The organism is Streptomyces sp. NPDC001668 (assembly GCF_042893155.1).
Taxonomy (GTDB): domain Bacteria; phylum Actinomycetota; class Actinomycetes; order Streptomycetales; family Streptomycetaceae; genus Streptomyces.
In genome coordinates this window covers 212240-229332 of sequence record NZ_JBIAUQ010000002.1, presented here as the reverse complement: position 1 = coordinate 229332, position 17093 = coordinate 212240, and the positions used below count along the sequence as shown (strand labels likewise).

Below are 17093 nucleotides of genomic sequence, written 5' to 3'. Positions count from 1 at the left end.
CTGAACGTCCAACGAACAACAGGAGACATGTTGTCTCTGTTGAGGGGGAGCGTTCATGCTCAAGGTGAGCATCGTGGTGCCCGTTTACAACGCGGGCCGTTACATCGACCTATGTGCACCATCACTCTTACGCCAGACCCTGGGGGAGGACGCGTACGAGATCATCTACGTCGACGACGGATCGACCGACGACTCCGCGCAGCGGCTCGACGACCTGGCCGCCCAGCACGCGCATGTCAGGGTGATCCACCAGGAGAACTCCGGCTGGCCCGGCAAACCCCGCAACGTCGGCATCCGGGAGGCCCGCGGCGAGTACGTCCAATTCGTGGACCAGGACGACGAGTTGACCCCCGCGGCCCTCGAGCACCTGCACCGGCTGGCCGCCCGCAACGGCTCCGACATCGTGCTGGGGAAGGTCATCGGCACCATGCAGGGCCCCAGCAACGTCTTCAAACGCACGGTGGAGCGCTGCACCGTCGAGGACGCGCCGCTCATGGAGAGCCTCACCCCGCACAAGATGTTCCGCCGCGACTTCCTGCTCGCCCACGACCTCACCTTTCCCGAGGGCCCGGTGCGGCTGGAGGACCAGCTCTTCATGGTCCGCGCCTACGTGCACGCCAAGACGGTCTCGATCCTCGCCGACCACCCCTGCTACGTATGGAAACGCCGGGACGACGGCGGCAACAACAGCAGCCGCGGCACCACCCCGGAGGACTACTACGGTCACCTGCGCACGGTCGTCGAGGCCATCAAGCAGGACACCGAACCGGGGCCCCTGCAGAACCACTTGCTGCGCCGTTCCTACCGCGTCGAACTGCTCCGCCCGGTGAACGAACCCCGCGTCCTCCAGCGCACCGGCAAGGACCTCGAGCGCCACTTCGATGTCGTACGGCGCTTGGCCGTCGAGGCCTACCCGCCCGGTGTCCGCGACGGACTCCCCGCCCTCACCCGACTCCGCGCGCACCTGCTGGAGGAGGGCCATCTGGACTCCCTCGTCGAACTCGCCCGCCGCACGCGGGGCATCAGGCCCGTGGTCACCGTCGACGACATCCGCTGGCGCGACGGGAAACTCCACGTCACCACCACGATCGGCATGCGCCGCGCCGACGGTGAACCCCTCGCCCTCGTCGAACGCTACGGCCGTATGCTCCTCGACCCCGATCTGCTGGCCGGCATCGAGGGCGCCGAGGGCTGGGAGGCCCCGCACCCCCTCGGCCACGCGCACGGCGAACTCCTGGTCCACGACACCGCCCAGGACCTGTGGTGGTTCCCGGACGCCGACCTGATCCCGCGCACCCAACCGCTCGGCGGACGCCGCCACCGCGTCGTGCTGACCGGCGAGACGGCCATCGACCCCCTCACCCTCGCAGGCGGCCGACAACTGGAACCCGGGACGCACCTGGTGTGGGCGAGCGCCCAACTCCTCGGTGTGGGCCGCAGGGCGCGGGTGACGCGCGCGGACGACACCACGCGTGACACCGGCTCAGGACTCGCTCTCGGCGGCGGACTCGGCTTCGGCTCGGTCAGCGTCGGCACCCCGCCCCACCTGGTGATCCCGACCTGGGGCGGCCCCGCCGGCCAACTCCGCCTCTCCGTCCGCCCACCGGGCCGGGCCACGCTCCCGCACCGCCTCTACCTGCGCACCACCTCGGCCCCGCCCATCCGCCGAGCGGCCCGCACGGTCCTGCACCGCCTCCCCCCGGACGTACGGGGCCGTGCGAAGAAGCTGGCACGCAGGGCGGACCCCTGGAGCGGCGCCTGACCAGAGCCGCAGCCGGGCAGAAGGGGCCGGCTTCCGGCCCCCTCCCTGGCCTTCGCCGGCTCGGTCGGCCGTATGGTCGCGGTGGACGAGGCGACGGACATGTCGGCGGAGGGGCTCCGGGACAAGTGACCTGTGACCTGGACGTGTCGGGGATACCGCCGCGGCGGCACGGTGACGCTGCCGGCCAGGGCGGAGCGGGAGACGGCGAAGGAGCTGAAGTCCCTGCCGCAGGTGGACCCCCTGCTGGGGGTGGGCGGCGCGATGCGGATGAGCTGGTCAGACGGCCACGCCTGGCCGCTGCCGGGGAAGTTCGGCATGCCGCACCGCGCCGGATGCCAGGGCGATGACGACGCCCAGGCCGGCGAAGAGGCCGCAGCCGACGAACACCGGAGCGGATCCCCAGGCTCCGATGGCTGCGCCGACCAGCGGATAACTGAGGGGCGCGAGACCGACCATGGTGAGCATGACGACAGAGGTGACCCGGCCCAGATAGGCCGGGTCCGCAGCGGTCTGTATGAGGGCGTTGTCCAGACTGCCGAAGACACCCGCGTTCAGTCCGATGACCCCGGCCACTACCGCGGCGAGCCAGAGCGTGGGCACCAGCGCGATGGCGGTTGCGCCCGCGCAGCCCACGAGGAGTGTCCCGGCCAGCACCAGGCCGGCGCGGGGCAGCCAACCGGCAATGGCCAGCAGCGAGGCGCTGGCAGCAGCTCCTGCGCTGAAGCTGCTGACGATCCAGCCGTAGCCGGAAGGGCCCCAGCCGCGTTCGGCGTTGAGGACCAGCATGCCGACGTTGAGGGTGCCGACGAGCCCGAGTTCACAGATGGCACCGGCGACCACGAGCGGGCCGATGAGTCGGTGGCGGCGGAGGTAGCGCAGACCGTCGAGCAGGTCCTGCCGCGCGGTGCCGGGCTCCGGCTTCTCGGCCTCTCGTGCCCCGAGCGACCGTATCCGTGTCGTCAGCAGAAGTGGCAGGGACAGGGCGATGAACAGGCCGGCCACGGTGAACGCGGCCGCAGGTCCACCGAGTCCCATGGCCAGGCCGCCGATCGGCGGGCCCGCGATCTGGCTGAGGCGCATCGCCAGCGCACGCATGCCGGTGACCCGGGCCAGCTGGTCGGGGCTGGTGATGAGTGGCGGGAGGGCACCGACAGCAGGCACGAACAACGCGTCCACGGCACCGAAGACGAGCGCCACGGACACCAGGATCCACAGGGCCGGTGCCGTCAGTGCGATGACTGCGGCGACCGCCAGGATCAGGAGGCAGCGCAGTGCGTCACTGCCGAGAATCACCCGGCGGGGGTCGAACCGGTCGGCCACCACACCCCCGCCGAGCATGAGTAACGCGCGTGGCAGGGCTCCTGAGGCCATGACGAGGCCAACTTCCGTAGGGCCGACGGCCCTCTGCGCGGACCAGCCCAGGGCGACGAAGTACACGCTGTCGCCGACGAGAGAGGCGGTGTACGCGGTGAGCCAGCGCAGCACATTGCCGTCCCTGTGGGCCGGTGCGGCGGCGCGTTCGGGCAGGGCTGTCTCCGGGGTGGCCATGGCAGGCTCCAGTGAGTCGGGGATATGGCCGGGTCAGGGCCGGAAGGGGAAGCCGTAGAGGTGTACGGACACGTGCTCCCTGTCCTCGGTGTCGCCGGCAGCCTTGGCGGCCTTGCCGCGCTCCCGCCAGCGCCGGGCCAGTGCCTCGAGCTCGTCGCTCATCTCGTCGAGTTCGGCGGGGGTGAGGTCGAGCAGCCACTCTGAGCTGAAGGCCGCGTCGCTCCAGGTCTTCCCCCAGGCGGACTTCTGGTCGAGGTACGCGCGGTACTGGGCGACGCGGGTGTCGAAGATGCCTCGGGTGACCGCCCCGACGGCGGCGGCGCCCTCCGGAGTGTCTGCGAAGTCCGAGTCGCGAAAGCCCCAGCCCTCCTCGGACGCCACTCGCCACCAACGCTCGCGGCCGTCGGTGCTTTCACCGTTCGCCTGAGTCACGAAGCCGTTCTCGGCCAGTTTGCGCAGGTGGTAACTGACCAGCGAGGGCGTCTCGTCGACATCCTCGGCGAGCTGAGAGGCGGTCGCGGTGCCCGCGGCGTACAGCAGCCGGTACAGCCGCATCCGCAGCGGGTTCATGAACGCCCTCAACCGTGACAGGTCGGTGATCTGCTCAGGCTTGTGCTTCGGTCGCATGCACGCACCGTAGATGTGAAGCGGAAACTTCGCAATATCTGCTTCAGATTTGATCCACAAGTGGGCCCCGGAGTGGCTGCCGGCGGCCGGGGCCGACGAGACACCTAGTCTCACCAGCAGCGCACCGACCGCAGGAGCAACTCCGTGAGCGAAACACGCCTCAGTTACCGCACGACCCTCTCCGTGCCCAGGGCCAAAGGTGTCCTGGGACTCGGCGTCCTGAGCCGGATACCCGCCGGCGTCGTGCCGTTCTCCGTCCTCATGGCTTTCACCGAGAGCTACGGCATCGGCATCGCCGGCATCGCCTCCGGCGCCCTCATGCTGGCCATCGCACTCCCTGGACCGGCGCGCGCTCGCTGGGCCTCGCGGCGCGGCCCGGCCGCGTTGCCCCTGATGGCCGTGGCCTGCCTCATCCTGTTCACCGCCGCAGCCGCGGTGATGGGACACGTACCCTGGCAGGCGGCGGCAGCGGCCACCTCAGCAGCGGGATGCCTCTTCCCGCCTCTCACACCCACTTTGCGGTCCGTATGGTCTCGGCTGATGCCGGACGAGGACCATCTGCAGCGCATCCACACCCTGGATTCGACCGTCGAGGAGCTGACCTTCGTCGCGACGCCGCTGCTGGTGTCAGCCGGAATGGCGCTCTCCGACACCCGCCTCACGCTCGTCGTCGGCGCAATCCTCCTGCTGCCCGCGGCCCTTGGCCTGTCCGCGGTACTGCGAGTCCTCCCTGCCGACCAGTCCGAGGAGGATGCCATTGAAGCGACCGTGCGGCGGCAGCGGTCCGTCCTCCGCACGCGCGACGGGCGCGGCATCATCGTGCCTGTCCTCGCCCTCGGCCTGTTCGCCGGCGGTCTTGAGGTCATCATTCCGGCGGCTTCTTCCCACTTCGGCGGCCTCGCCTCCTCCGGATACGCGTTCGCGGCCTTCTCCGTGGGCGGCGTGGTGGGCGGCCTGGCCTACGGTCGCAAGACCTGGGTGGCAACGCTGCGCATCCGCTACGTGATCGTCACGGCCGGACTGGTCGCCGGGGCCTTCCTGCTGGCGGCGGCCGCACAATCACCGCTCATCGTGCTCGTCGCCTTCTGCGCCGGACTGCCTATGACCCCGATCTTCGTCGTCGCCTATCTCCTGGTCGACGAGCGCGTCGAGGCATCGCGCCACACCGAGGCAAACGCCTGGTTGGGCTCGGGATTCAACGTCGGCTCCGCCTCCGGCGCAGCCATGGGCGGGCAGTTGCTCGCCCTCACCGGCCCCCGGCTGGTGGCTGTCGCACTGGCCGCCGTTGCCTCAGGCGCTGCGGCCGTCGCGTTCCGGATTGCAACTGCGGAAGAGGTGTCCGAACGGCTGACGGGTGTCGGCGGAAACTCGGATGTCCCCGGCGTGCCCCCTGTATAGAGTCGGGCCGTGCCCGAGCTGCAGCGGCTGCGTGCTGATCATGCCTCGGCGGTGCTGGCCTTCGAGCTGGCCAACCGCGCTTACTTCGCTGCCTCGATCTCCGACCGCGGCGATGACTTCTTCGACCGGTTCACCGACCGGTACGACGCCCTGCTGGCTGAGCAGGAGGCCGGGATCTGCGCCTTCCACGTGCTCGTCGCCGAGGACGGTGCCGTCCTCGGCCGGTTCAACCTGATCGACATGGAGGATCGCGCCGCGGTACTCGGCTACCGGGTCGCGCAGCACGTCGCAGGCCGTGGCGTGGCGACCGCGACCGTTCGGGAGGTGTGCCGGCTGGCGGCGTCCCGGCACCGGCTGCGTACCCTGCGGGCGGCCACCGCCCACAAGAACGTCGCCTCCCAGAAGGTGCTGACCAAAGCCGGGTTCGTCCCGATCGGCCCCGCCGGTCCGGCCGGCCTCGGGGGCAAGCCAGGCACCTGGTACGAGCTCGACCTCCGCTCGCCGTCCGTCGGCGGTTCCTCCTTCCTCGGCGGGGTGGGGTGATGTTGAAGCTTCGGGGCATTCGGGAGGTGACAACGTCAGCGCACGCGAGGAGGCACATCATGATCGCGCTCGGCATCATCCTGCTTGTCGTCGGTTTCCTCACCGGCATATCGATCTTGTGGACCCTGGGGATCATCCTGGCCGTAGTGGGCGCCGTTTTCTGGCTCATGGGATCCATGGGGCACGCGGTCGCCGGTCGACGTCACTATTGGTGACCGCGGCTGTCCTCGATCGGCACCTGGCGGCTGCGATCTCCAGCCGGGTCTGCTCCGGATCGAAGAGGCACGACGGCCGGGCCTGCCGAGGAAGAACTCGGTGGCCCGGCCGCCGTCATGCAGCCCTCGGCGTCAGCCGTTCAACGGTGCGACCGTGATCCGGTCGATGTCCGGCGCGTACGCCGAGTCGTTGCCGAAGGTGACGCTGTTGACGCCCGCCTTGAGGGTGACCGGGACCGGCAGGTACCAGTAGTTGGACCAGCTGTAGCTGTTGCGGAACATGACCGTCTGCGTGCTGCCGTCGACGGTGATGTCGGCCGCGCGGGAGACCACGTTGGTGTTGTAGTTCCCGGAGCCAGAGACCTGGTTGTTGGCGTAGCGGACGCTCATCACGTACCGCCCGGCCTTGGCGGCCTTCACGGGGACGGTGAGGGTGTTGCCGGCGCCGTTGCCGATGTCGCCGACGTACTTTCCGCCCGAGGTCCAGGCGTTGGAGGCGACGGCCGCGTGGCCCGCGAGGGTGCCGTCCTCGGCCTCGTAGGCGGTCACGCCGTCCGTGCTCGGCGCGCCGGTGACGCGCAGATCGCGCAGGGAGAGCCGGTCATGTCCCTGGGCGGCCGCGGTGACGCGGTTGTTGCCCGCCGACAGGTACAGCCTCAGGGTCCTGCCCGTGTCCTTCGCCTGGGCCGGTGCCAGGGTGGCGGCCGTGGCCCCGTCCAGGCTCAGGGTGCCGCTGCCGGTGTAGTCGGCTCGCACCGAGTAGTAGCCGTCCGCGGGAGCATTGACATCGAAGATCGCCTTGTCGCCCTTGCCCAGGACCAGGGCCCCGGCGCCGCTGACGCCCGAGGCGGAGTAGTCGTACGACGGCGATCCCGTGATGTCGGCGTACGTCGCCGGGTAGACGGCCTGCGGGGTGACCGACGCGGTGAGGTCGATCTTGTCGAGGGTGACCTCGCTGGTGCCCTTGGCCAGCGACAGGGTGTGGGTGCCTGCCGTCAGGGTGACCGGGGTGCGCACGACGGAGCGGTAGGTCCAGTTCAGGGTGGACCCGTAGGTGAGGGTCACCGGTGAGGCGCCGTCCACGGTGAGGGTCTGGGTGGAGGGGGTGCCGGACTGGTTGCCGTAGAAGACGTCCAGGTCGTACGTGCCGGTCTTCGGGACCTCGACGGTGAAGGCGACCTTGCTGTTCGGCTGGTTGAGGCTGCCGACGTCCTTGGTGCCGGAGGTGGCGAAGCCGTAGGGGTTGGAGCGCGAACCCTGGGTGTAGACCGTGCCGGCGGTGATCGCGGCGTCCTCGGCCTCGTACGACGCCGACCAGGGCAGGCTCGCCGTGGCGGGAGTGCCGTGGCCGGCCGGGTTGACGGTGACGCGGTAGGCGGACATGGGGTCGAGGCCGGTCAGCGGCACGGTGAGCGCGCGGTCCTTGCCGACGGTACGGCTGGTGCGGGAGACCACGCTCGGTGCGGCGGCGGCTCCTTCGTAGCCGCTCCAACCGACGTGCTCCACGGTCACGTTGACCTTGCTCCCGAAGGAGGAGGGGAGGTGCCGGAGCACGGTGTCGGCGGCGCCGGAGGTTCCGCCGCCGAGGAGCACCTGGGCCTGCTCGCGGCTCGTGTCCAGCGTCCCGATGCCCTGCAGGGTGTCGATGGTGTCGGCCTGCGGCGGGGTCGTCTCGACGGTCTTGCCGGTCAGTCCCGCGTACCAACGCAGCAGCCACCAGCTGCCGTTGGGGATGTTGGTCTGGACGGCGTTGTCGTTGAGGTTGCCCGCGATGTTCCAGTACGCCTGGTCGGCGTAGACCTTGTTGCGTTCGAACATCGACAGCCACTGGACCATCTGCCCGGGCACGGACTGGTCGCGCCGGTTGGCGTACTCGTTGATGCTGACCGGGCGTCGGGGGATGCCGGCGTTCTTCTCGATGGTCCGGTAGGCGGCCAGGTTGGACTCGAAGTTCGCGAGCGAGCCCGGGTCCAGCTCGTGCCAGGTGGTGACGTCCGGCAGGACGTTGTTGGCCTTCGCCCAGGGATAGAAGTCCCGCATGAGCCGGGCGTCGTAGTGGGTCTCGTTGGGGCCCGCGATCCGGGCGTTCGGGATGATCGAGCGGATCTTCTTGTAGACGGTGGCCCAGTCGCTCTCGAACCTGTCGCGCGTGCTGGTGTAGGTGGCGGTGTCGGAGCTGCCCAGGCCCTGGTACCAGATGCCGTCCGGCTCGTTGAACGGCACCCACACGAAGTCGTCCGCGTCGGGGCGGGCGGCGACCTTGCGGACCATGGTGTCGACCTTGGCCAGGTAGTCGTCCAGGCCGAGGTTCTCGTAGGGCCACTGGGTGTAGTAGTCCTGCATGTAGATCTGGACCTGGCCGCCGCCGGCGCGGTCGTAGGCGGGCTTGACCGTCAGCGCGTCCCCGTTGGGGTGCTGGAGTCCGTCGGGTGCCTTCTGCACGATCGAGGTCTGGTGCAGCGGGACCAGCAGGTTGTCGCCGGGGACGCCGTCGTCGCTGAGGCCGTAGAGCGTGCCGTTGGCGCCGTGCATGACGGCGCCGGTGGTCCGGCCGAGGTCCACGGTCAGCTGGGGGGTGGCCGCCTGAGCGGCGGGGATGGTCAGGGCGGTGCCGACGAGGGCCGCGGCGACGGCGCCCGCGCCCATGAGGCTGCGCAGGCGTAGGGATCTGCTGGGAGTGCGAGGCATGGTGGTCCTCCTCCTCCCGCACCGTTGCGGGAGGCTCGTGTCACTACGGGGGATGGGGTTACTTGACGGCGCCGCTGGTGATGCCGGAGACGATGCGGCGCTGGGCGATGACGAAGACGAGCACCATGGGGAGGCTCATCATCACGACGTAGGCGAAGATCAGGTGCCAGTTGTTGAGGTACAGCTGGGCGCTGGCGACCTGGTAGAGGTTGAGCGGGAGCGTGGCCCTGTCGCCGCCGCCGAGGACGAAGAAGGCGTAGAAGATGTCGCTCCAGGCGAACAGCATCACCATGATCGTCGCGGTGGCGATGACCGGACGCAGCAGCGGCAGGATGATGCGCCAGAAGACCCGCACCGGCCCGGCCCCGTCCATGCGCGCGGCCTCCTCCAGCTCCTCGGGGAGGGCGCGGATGAAGCCGGTCATGAAGAAGATCGACGTGGACAGGTACATCCCGGCGTAGACCCCGATCATGCCGGGCCGGGTGCCGGCCAGGCCGAGCTGGCGCAGCTCCATCACGATGGTGATCACCGCGGGAGGCAGCAGCAGGCCGCTGATGCTCAGCGCGTACAGGGCGTTGACCAGCCGACCCTTGCGGCGGGCGAACACCCAGGCGGCGCCGGCCCCGAGGAGCAGGACGAGGACGACCGAAGGGGCCACGACCAGAAGGCTGTTGACGAATCCCTGGACGATCTTCCCCTCGTCGAAAGTCTGTTGGTAGTTGGCGGCGGCCTGGGCGTGGTGGGGCAGCGCGAGGTTGGGCTTGATGGCCTCGGACTGCGGCTTGACCGAGGTGACCGCGACCAGCCACAGCGGGATGCCGATGGTGACGGCGGCGATCAGCAGCACGACGGCGGGCTGAACCCAGCGCCACGGGCGCCGGTGGACGGGCGCGAACGCGCCGACGGTGGTCACTGGTTGTTCTCCCTGCGGCGCAGACCGACGATGACGGGCACGGCGAGGACGACGACGATGAGGAACAGCACCAGGCTCATCGCCGAGGCCTGCGCGTACAGGCCCTGGCCGAAGATGCGGAACATGTAGATGTTGAACACCTCGGTCTCGCTGCCCGGGCCGCCCGCGGTGGTGGCCTGGACGATGTCGAAGGTGTTCATGGACCCGATCAGCGCGGTGGTCACGTTGAAGGTGACGGCCGGGGCGAGGAGCGGGAACCTGATCGACCAGAAGGTGCGCCAGCCGCCCGCCCCGTCGATCCGGGCCGCCTCCAGCACGTCACCGGGCATGCTCTTCAGGCCCGCGAGATAGATCAGCATGGCCAGGCCCATCCACTTCCAGCCGTGGATGAGCGTGACGACGACCAGCGTCCAGGTGGTCGAGCCGAGCCAGGGCGTGTCCACGGGGTGCCCGGCCAGCGACGACAACACGCTGTTGAGCGCCCCGTCCTGGGCGAGCAGGGCCCGGAAGATGTAGCCCACCGCGAGGGCGGAGATCAGCACCGGGAGGAAGAACACCGCGCGGAAGAACCGGTTGAAGCGGGTGTCCCGCTCCAGGAGCAGGGCGAGCCCGAGACCGAAGCCGTTCTGGAAGACGGCCACGAGGACGGCGTACTCCAGGGTGATGCGGATGTCCCTGACCATCGACCCGTCGTGCAGGATCGTGGAGAAGTTCGAGAAGCCCACGAAGCCGATCTGGGGGTGGAACGCCGACCAGTCGGTGAACGGGTAGACGAAGTTCAGCAGGTTCGGCAGCAGGAAGAACACTCCGAACACGGCGAGCGCGGGCACCGCGAACCACCACGGCTGGCTGGCCCTGCGGCGGGACCGACCGGGACGTGCGGGCCGGGCGGGTTCCTTCACGCGCTCGGCGTCGCTGACACCGATAGTGGCTGTGTCCGCCACGATTCAACCTCCGGTACGGGACCCGGTTCTGCCGCCCGACGGGCGCCCCGGGGAAGGATCTTGCGAGGGCCGGGCGGCCGGGCCGCGCCCCCGAAGGGGCGCGGGACTGCATTGACATGCGGCTCCGCCGCGGGGGCGCGACCAGCGACCAGCCACGAAGGCGCCGCAGACGAAAGACGGCCCCTTCGCGTTCGTGACACTCAGAAGCCGGACACCCCACGTGCCTTGAGGACCTGGTCGAACTGGTCCTCGGCGGCCTGGGCGACCTGCTGCGGGGACTTCTTGCCGTAGATCATGTCGGCGAGCGCGAGGTGCATGTCCGGGGCGGTCAGCGCCTTGACCTGGAAGACGCCCGTGGCCGTGGACAGCGCCTTGGCCTGGGCGAGGGCGGTCTGGGGCAGTCCGTCGGGGTTGGGCACGGACGGCTCCACCGAGACCAGCTTGTTGGCCTTGATGTAGGCCGGGTAGTCCTCGCCGAGCCAGAAGGACATGAACTGCCGGGCGGCGGTCTGCCGCTTGTCGTCACCGGTGTTGAAGGCGACCACGCCGTTGGTCTGGTCGGGCGAGTACTCGGCATGGGCGGAGCTGTTGGAGAGCGGGAACCAGCCCAGCTTCTCGTCCATCTCCGCGGTGCTGGAGGCCGCCTGGATCTCGGACTGCAGCGAGGTGACGTTCACGGCCATCGCGGCCGTGCCGTCCATGACCGCCTTGCCCTGGTCGACGAAGGTCGCCGTCTTGTAGTTCTTCTGCGCGAGCCCGCCGTCGAGGACCTTCGTCTTGTACTTGGTGATGGCGTCGACGATGGTCTTGTTGGTCCAGGAGTCCTTGTTCTTGTTGAGCTTGTCCCAGAACGTCTGCGGCAGGTCCGTCATCTGGAGCTGCACCTGCCACTGCAGCGGCCACTTGTCGCCGCCGACCTCGAAGAAGGGAGCCACGCCCGTCTTCGCCTTGATGGTCTTCGCGTCGGTGAGCATCTCGTCGTAGCTGGTGGGCATCTTGGTGATGCCGGCCTTCTTGAAGACCGCCTTGTTGTAGTAGACGCCGAGGACCGCGGGGCTGGTGACGATGGCGGCGTAGCGGTGGCCGTCGACCTGGCCGAGGCTCTGCTCCGTCTTGCCGAGCTTGGAGACCCAGTCCTCCTTGTCGAGCTGGAGCAGGTTCTGGGCCGGCTGGATGAACGGCAGGGTGCTGCCGGTGGGCTGCCAGAACATCAGGTCCGGCTTGGTGCCCGAAGCCAGCTTCGTCGGCACGTTCGACTCGTACGGGTCGGGGATCACCTCGGTGGTGATCTTGGCGCCGGTGGCCTTCTCGAACGCCTCGATGGCCTGCTTGGGCTCGGAGACGCTGTTCTGGGCGACCCACATCGTGAGCTTGACGCCCTTGAGGGAGGCGGTGGCGTCGACCGAACCGGTGGGCGCGGCACCGCTGCCGCCGGCGGTGCTGTCACTGCACGCGGTGGCGGTGAGCCCGAGGACACAGGCGGTGGCGAGAACGGAGAGGGCTCTTCTCATGGCGGGATCCTTGAGGGTGAGGGTAGGGCGGTGCTACGGCGGTGGGTGAGGCGGTCGGGGAACTCGGAGAACACGGAGAACACGGAGAACACGGACGGTGCACGCGTCCGGTCCGGATCAGGTGGAGCGCGGTCCGGTGCGCTTCAGGTGGGGCGCGGGTTCAGTCCGCCTCAGGTGGAGCGTGGTCCGGCGCTCTCCCGCAGGACGAGGGTGGGTCGTGCCGGCGGAAGAGGTACGGATTCCCGGTGCGCGATGGCGAGTTGGGTGTGCGGAAGGCCGAAGGTGGTGTGCGGCCCGGGTCGGTGAGCGACGGGGTGGGGGAGGGGGAGTGCGGGGCGTCGAAGAGGATGAGGCCGATGTCCCGCCGGACGCGCCGCGCCCGTGGAGGATCGGGGTGACGTCCGGATCCGCGGCGAGTGCCGTTTTCGTTCCCGCCCCGTGCCCGGCCCGCGGCCACGCGTCCCGTCCGCTGCCGGACGGCGGGGGAGGAGCCGCAGCGGCAACGCGCAGTGCCTGTCCGGCCGGGGGGACGGTGCCCATGCCACCAGGGCCGCGCAGGGCAACTGCGCCGGTACGTGGTCCAGGGCTGTGCAAGGGACCACGCACGGCACCTGCGCCGCTACGTGGTCCAGTGCCGCGGCACCGAGACGGTCCTCGGGTGTCACGACCGGTACGCCCAGCACGTGCCCCGCCGCGCGGGCGGCCTCCTCCAGGCCCTGCAGGGTGGCCGCGCAGCCGTGGAGGACGGTGTCCGAGGTGTGCATGGTGACCGGTCGGGTCACGCCGCCGGTCAGCGCGAGTGCGTCGCGCGACTCCTCCATGACGTTCGGGTGGGCGTCGATGACCCGCGAAACGGCGTGGTGGCAGACGCGTGCCGCCTGGGCGACTTCGCCGATGTCGGCGGCCTTGTGGTGCCCCGCGGAGGGGCCGGTGCGGCCGTCAACGCTTGTGTGACCGGTCACATGCATGCCAGGATTGTGAGCGGTCACAACGTGGCCGTCAAGAGACCGAAACACGGGATTCATCTTGTGGGCGCAGCAGTTGACGTCAGCGACACCCCGCCACCGCGTGATGTGCCCAGCTCAGAACGACCACGACCACCCCAGTACGCACGTTCCCGGAAGAGGAGAAAATGTTGACCGCTGCCGTTGAAGCGGGAGGGACGACCCACCTCTGGTCGCATCCTCAGCTCGGGTTGCACGCCGTCGTGGACGCCACGGGCTCGGTCCGGCTGGGGGCGCCCGGCCAGGACTGGGCCGCCCTGGTGCCGCTCGTCGAGGTCACCGCGACCGGGCACGGGCGGCTGTGGTCGGGGGAGCGGTTCATCGAGACCGCGATCGGGGACCGGCTGACCTACCGCGACCATGACACGGTCTGGGACGCGAGCGGAGAGCGTACGACGATCCGGCTGGCGGATCCCGAGACGGCTCTGATGGCCGAGGTGACCCTGGAGACGGCTTTCGGCGCGGGTTTCCTGCGCTCACGGGTACGTCTGGTCAACGAGGGCGACACACCGCTGCGACTGGAGAGCGTCTCCAGCCTCACGCTCGGCGGCATCACCGACGAACGCGGTGGACTGGACGCGCTGATGCTGCACTGGGCGGACAACGACTGGCTCGCCGAGTGCCGTTGGCGCCAGGCTCCCTTCCGCCGACAGGTCGTCCCGCTGAGCCGGTTCGCGCACGGGCATGAGGGGCGCGGCTGCTTCGAGCGTTCCTCACAGGGGAGTTGGTCCACCGGCCGCCATCTGCCGGTCGGGGCGCTCACCGACCGTCGCGGACGTACCTGGCTGTGGCAGATCGAGTCCAGCGCGGGCTGGCGCTTCGAGACGGGCGAACGCGAAGGCGCCGCCTATGTCGCCCTGTTCGGCCCCGACGACGCCCACCACCAGTGGCGGCACTCCCTCGCACCGGGCGAGGACTTCCACACTGTTCCCGCCGTCCTCGTCCGCGCCGGGACGGGCGGCCTGGACGCGGCGTTCGGCGAACTCACCGACTACCGCAGGCTGATCCGCCGCGACCACCCCGACCACCGCACCCTGCCGGTGATCTACAACGACTACATGAACACCCTCATGGGCGACCCGACCACCGACAAACTGCTCCCGCTCATCGCGGCGGCGGGGAGGGCCGGCGCCGAAATCTTCGTCATCGACGCAGGCTGGTACGACGACGACGCCCAGGGCTGGTGGGACGCGGTGGGCGCGTGGGAGCCGGCCCAGGGGCGCTTCCCCGGCGGCATCCAGGAGGTGCTGGACGCGATCCGGGCCCACGGCATGGTCCCGGGGCTGTGGCTGGAGCCCGAAGTCGTGGGCGTGCGCAGCCCGTTGGCCCATACCCTGCCGCCCGAGGCGTTCTTCAGACGCGGCGGCCTGCGCGTGACCGAACACGGCCGCCACCACCTGGACCTGCGCCATCCCGCCGCTCGCGCCCACCTCGACGCGGTGGTGGACCGGCTGGTCGGTGAGTGGGGGGTGGGCTACCTCAAGCTCGACTACAACATCAACATCGGACCCGGCACGGAGAACGGCCCGGAGAGCCCCGGAGCCGGCCTGCTCGGCCATCACCGCGCCCACCTCGACTGGATGTCCGCCGTCCTGGACCGGCACCCCGGCCTGGTCCTGGAGAACTGCGGCTCCGGCGGCCTGCGCATGGACTACGCCCAACTCGCCGTCACCCAGCTGCAGTCCACCAGCGACCAGCAGGACCCCCTGCGCTACCCGCCCATCGCCGCGGCGGCCGCCACCGCCGCAACTCCCGAACAGGCGGCGGTGTGGGCCTACCCCCAGCCCGACGATTCCGCCGACCGGATCGGATTCACCCTCACCGGCGCACTGCTGGGCCGTATCCACCTGTCCGGCTTCCTCGACCGCATGAACGACGAGCAGTTCGACCTCGTCCGCTCGGCGATCCGCGTGTACAAGGACATCCGGCCGGAGATCGCTGACGCCCACCCCCTGTGGCCGCTCGGGCTACCGGACTGGGAGGACGCCTGGATCGCCCACGGCCTGCGGGCAGCCGACTCCACGCTGCTCACCGTATGGCGAAGGGGAACCGAGTCCGCGGACCACCGCGGGCTCAACCTCCCCGACCTGCGCGGCAGACGGTTGCGACCGGTCGTGCTCCATCCGGGAACGGCCGATGCCGGCGCGGAGTGGAACGCGGCCGCGGGCGAACTCACCGTGCGCCTGCCACGCCCTGACACGGCCGTTCTGCTGAGGCTGGTCCCGTACGCGTGAGCGTGGTGTCCCGGTCGTGGCGCTCTCCCACCAGCGTGTTCCGCGCTGATCTGCCCCTCGGTGTTGTCACTTCATGACCGTGGCCGGATTTCGTCACCGGTGGGTCACAGGTCGGAGTGCGGGAGAACTGCCAGGTCCAAGATTCTGTCTGGTTCGACGGGAGCGGCAAGGAGTCGCGCTCCGGACACCTGGGACTCGGGGGACAGCATGCGGTACGTGAAGGCAATGCGCGGTTCGGCGATGGCGGTCGTCGCGGCTTCGGCGGCGCTGGCGGTGGCGGGATGTCAGCCCGGTGGGGCCGGTGCGGACACCGCAGACGGCGCCGTCACCCCGTCCGGGGCCGTCAGCTCAGCGGCCTCCCCCTCCACACCCGGCGCCCCGAAGCCCGGCGGCTCCGCCTCCGGCACCTCGACGCCGTCCACCTCCCGGCCCGCGCCCGCCGCCTCCGCCCCTTCCTCGTCCGCACCTGCTCCGGGCGGTACGGCGGCGACCTGTCCCGCAGGAAGTCTGAAGGCGACCGCCCGTCAGGCCGCCCTGCGGCCGACCGGTACGGGTACCGGGGCGGCCGTCGTCGAGTTCACCAACGTGTCCGGACAAACGTGCGTCCTCTCGGGGCACCCCACGGTGGCCGGCGCCGCGAACGGCTCCCCCGAGATGAACGTGCCGCTCACCGTCAAGCCGACCGGAGCCGCGGCGTCAGTGAAGGTGGCGCCCGGCGGCAAGGCGTGGGTGAAGCTGACGTTCGTGCAGGTGCAGGGAGAGGGCGACGGGTACTGCGTGTCCGGTTCGGCGCCCGTGCTGTATCCCACGATGGTCGTCCGTCTGCCGGGGTCCGGGGCGCACCAAGTGGCCCTGGACGACGGACAGTTCGCAGAGTGCGACGACACCGTGACGGTCTCCGCCGTATCGGCGGTCAGGCCTTCCTGACCGATTCCAGGCGGTGCACCAGCGCGGGGGCCAGGCGCTGCGGATCGTGGAGAGCGGCGCGAAGCCGGTCTGCCCCGCGAACCACACATAGGCGGCGCGGGAGAGAACCCCGGTCACCGCCTTGCCGGCACCGGTGCGCTCCCTGCCCGACTTTCTACGCGCTTCCACGGCCGCGCGCCACATAAATCGCCACCAAACTACGCGCTCTTTTGAGCGCTTAACGGCGACCGCTGCTCCTGAAACGCTGCGCTTCGGCTCGGTCAATATCTATGGCCGCGAGATGAGGGTTTGACACGTCGCACGGAAAGTGTTTTTGCCGTAAACAGCAGGACTGGGTCATCTTCCGAACTCGGCCCGTCACGGCGTGCTACTGTCGATCTCAGTTGCAGTTGTGGTTCCCAAAGCGTTTTCGTATGGCCGGTCGTTTTCCGGACGGGGCATCATCGCGGCGACCCGGTATCCGTGCATCGCGGGTTTCGGCGTACTGCCCAAGAGGAGATATGACATGGCGTCAGGCACCGTGAAGTGGTTCAACGCGGCCAAGGGGTTCGGCTTCATCGAGCAGGACGGTGGGGGTGCCGACGTGTTCGCCCACTTCTCGAACATCGCCGTCCAGGGCTTCCGGGAGCTGATCGAGGGCCAGAAGGTCACGTTCGACATCGCGGCGGGCCAGAAGGGCCCGACGGCCGAGAACATCGTCCTCACCTGACGCTGACGCGAACTTCGTAGCTGGGGCCCGCATCCCTCGGGGTGCGGGCCCCAGCTACGGACTTTTCCCG

At 69.7% G+C, this 17093-nt stretch carries 14 protein-coding genes; 7 read left to right on the top strand and 7 right to left on the bottom strand.

What is annotated here, in order from left to right; translation table 11 throughout:
* Positions 1-55 precede the first annotated feature (55 nt).
* Positions 56-1762 (top strand): glycosyltransferase, encoded by a 1707-nt coding sequence (locus ACFYZ8_RS06540; protein WP_388531759.1) that lies wholly within the window; start codon positions 56-58, stop codon positions 1760-1762.
* A 276-nt stretch (positions 1763-2038) separates the two neighbouring features.
* Here the strand turns inward: ACFYZ8_RS06540 and ACFYZ8_RS06535 are convergent, their stop codons facing one another.
* Positions 2039-3310, bottom strand: coding sequence for an MFS transporter (locus ACFYZ8_RS06535; RefSeq protein ID WP_388531761.1), 1272 nt, complete (start codon positions 3308-3310; stop codon positions 2039-2041).
* A 33-nt stretch (positions 3311-3343) separates the two neighbouring features.
* A complete protein-coding gene (locus ACFYZ8_RS06530) occupies positions 3344-3937 on the bottom strand; it encodes an ArsR/SmtB family transcription factor (RefSeq protein WP_388531762.1) in 594 nt (197 codons plus the stop codon).
* Positions 3938-4081: 144 nt separating this feature from the next.
* Here ACFYZ8_RS06530 and ACFYZ8_RS06525 point away from each other — a divergent pair, with 144 nt between their 5' ends.
* From ACFYZ8_RS06525 to ACFYZ8_RS06515, 3 genes are read left to right on the top strand one after another with little or no spacing between them, the layout of a single operon-like run.
* Positions 4082-5335: an MFS transporter gene (locus ACFYZ8_RS06525; RefSeq protein WP_388531763.1), complete on the top strand. Its 1254-nt coding sequence runs from the start codon at positions 4082-4084 to the stop codon at positions 5333-5335.
* A gap of 9 nt (positions 5336-5344) precedes the next feature.
* A complete protein-coding gene (locus ACFYZ8_RS06520) occupies positions 5345-5878 on the top strand; it encodes a GNAT family N-acetyltransferase (RefSeq protein WP_388531764.1) in 534 nt (177 codons plus the stop codon).
* Between the two features lie 59 nt (positions 5879-5937).
* Positions 5938-6093 carry a DUF6131 family protein gene (locus ACFYZ8_RS06515; protein WP_088245310.1) on the top strand — a complete coding sequence of 52 codons (156 nt, stop codon included), beginning with the start codon at positions 5938-5940 and terminating at the stop codon, positions 6091-6093.
* 132 nt (positions 6094-6225) lie between these two features.
* Here the strand turns inward: ACFYZ8_RS06515 and ACFYZ8_RS06510 are convergent, their stop codons facing one another.
* The 5 genes from ACFYZ8_RS06510 to ACFYZ8_RS06490 form a co-directional block, all read right to left on the bottom strand.
* On the bottom strand, positions 6226-8781 hold the full coding sequence (locus tag ACFYZ8_RS06510) for a CBM35 domain-containing protein (RefSeq protein WP_388531766.1): 2556 nt from the start codon (positions 8779-8781) through the stop codon (positions 6226-6228).
* Positions 8782-8839: 58 nt separating this feature from the next.
* Positions 8840-9694 carry a carbohydrate ABC transporter permease gene (locus ACFYZ8_RS06505; RefSeq protein WP_359040368.1) on the bottom strand — a complete coding sequence of 285 codons (855 nt, stop codon included), beginning with the start codon at positions 9692-9694 and terminating at the stop codon, positions 8840-8842.
* A complete protein-coding gene (locus tag ACFYZ8_RS06500) occupies positions 9691-10638 on the bottom strand; it encodes a carbohydrate ABC transporter permease (protein ID WP_388531767.1) in 948 nt (315 codons plus the stop codon). Before ACFYZ8_RS06500 ends, ACFYZ8_RS06505 begins: the two co-directional genes overlap by 4 nt.
* 200 nt (positions 10639-10838) lie before the next feature.
* A complete protein-coding gene (locus ACFYZ8_RS06495) occupies positions 10839-12149 on the bottom strand; it encodes an ABC transporter substrate-binding protein (RefSeq protein WP_388531769.1) in 1311 nt (436 codons plus the stop codon).
* A gap of 170 nt (positions 12150-12319) precedes the next feature.
* The gene (locus ACFYZ8_RS06490) at positions 12320-13117 is read right to left on the bottom strand and encodes a hypothetical protein (RefSeq protein ID WP_388531770.1); all 798 of its coding nucleotides are present in this window, start codon (positions 13115-13117) and stop codon (positions 12320-12322) included.
* A gap of 167 nt (positions 13118-13284) precedes the next feature.
* Here ACFYZ8_RS06490 and ACFYZ8_RS06485 point away from each other — a divergent pair, with 167 nt between their 5' ends.
* From ACFYZ8_RS06485 to ACFYZ8_RS06475, 3 genes are all read left to right on the top strand, one after another.
* Positions 13285-15387, top strand: coding sequence for an alpha-galactosidase (locus tag ACFYZ8_RS06485; protein ID WP_388531772.1), 2103 nt, complete (start codon positions 13285-13287; stop codon positions 15385-15387).
* Positions 15388-15594: 207 nt separating this feature from the next.
* Complete coding sequence (locus tag ACFYZ8_RS06480; protein WP_388531773.1) at positions 15595-16314, top strand: DUF4232 domain-containing protein; 720 nt, start codon at positions 15595-15597, stop codon at positions 16312-16314.
* A 505-nt stretch (positions 16315-16819) separates the two neighbouring features.
* Positions 16820-17023, top strand: coding sequence for a cold-shock protein (locus tag ACFYZ8_RS06475; protein ID WP_388531775.1), 204 nt, complete (start codon positions 16820-16822; stop codon positions 17021-17023).
* Positions 17024-17093: the final 70 nt, after the last annotated feature.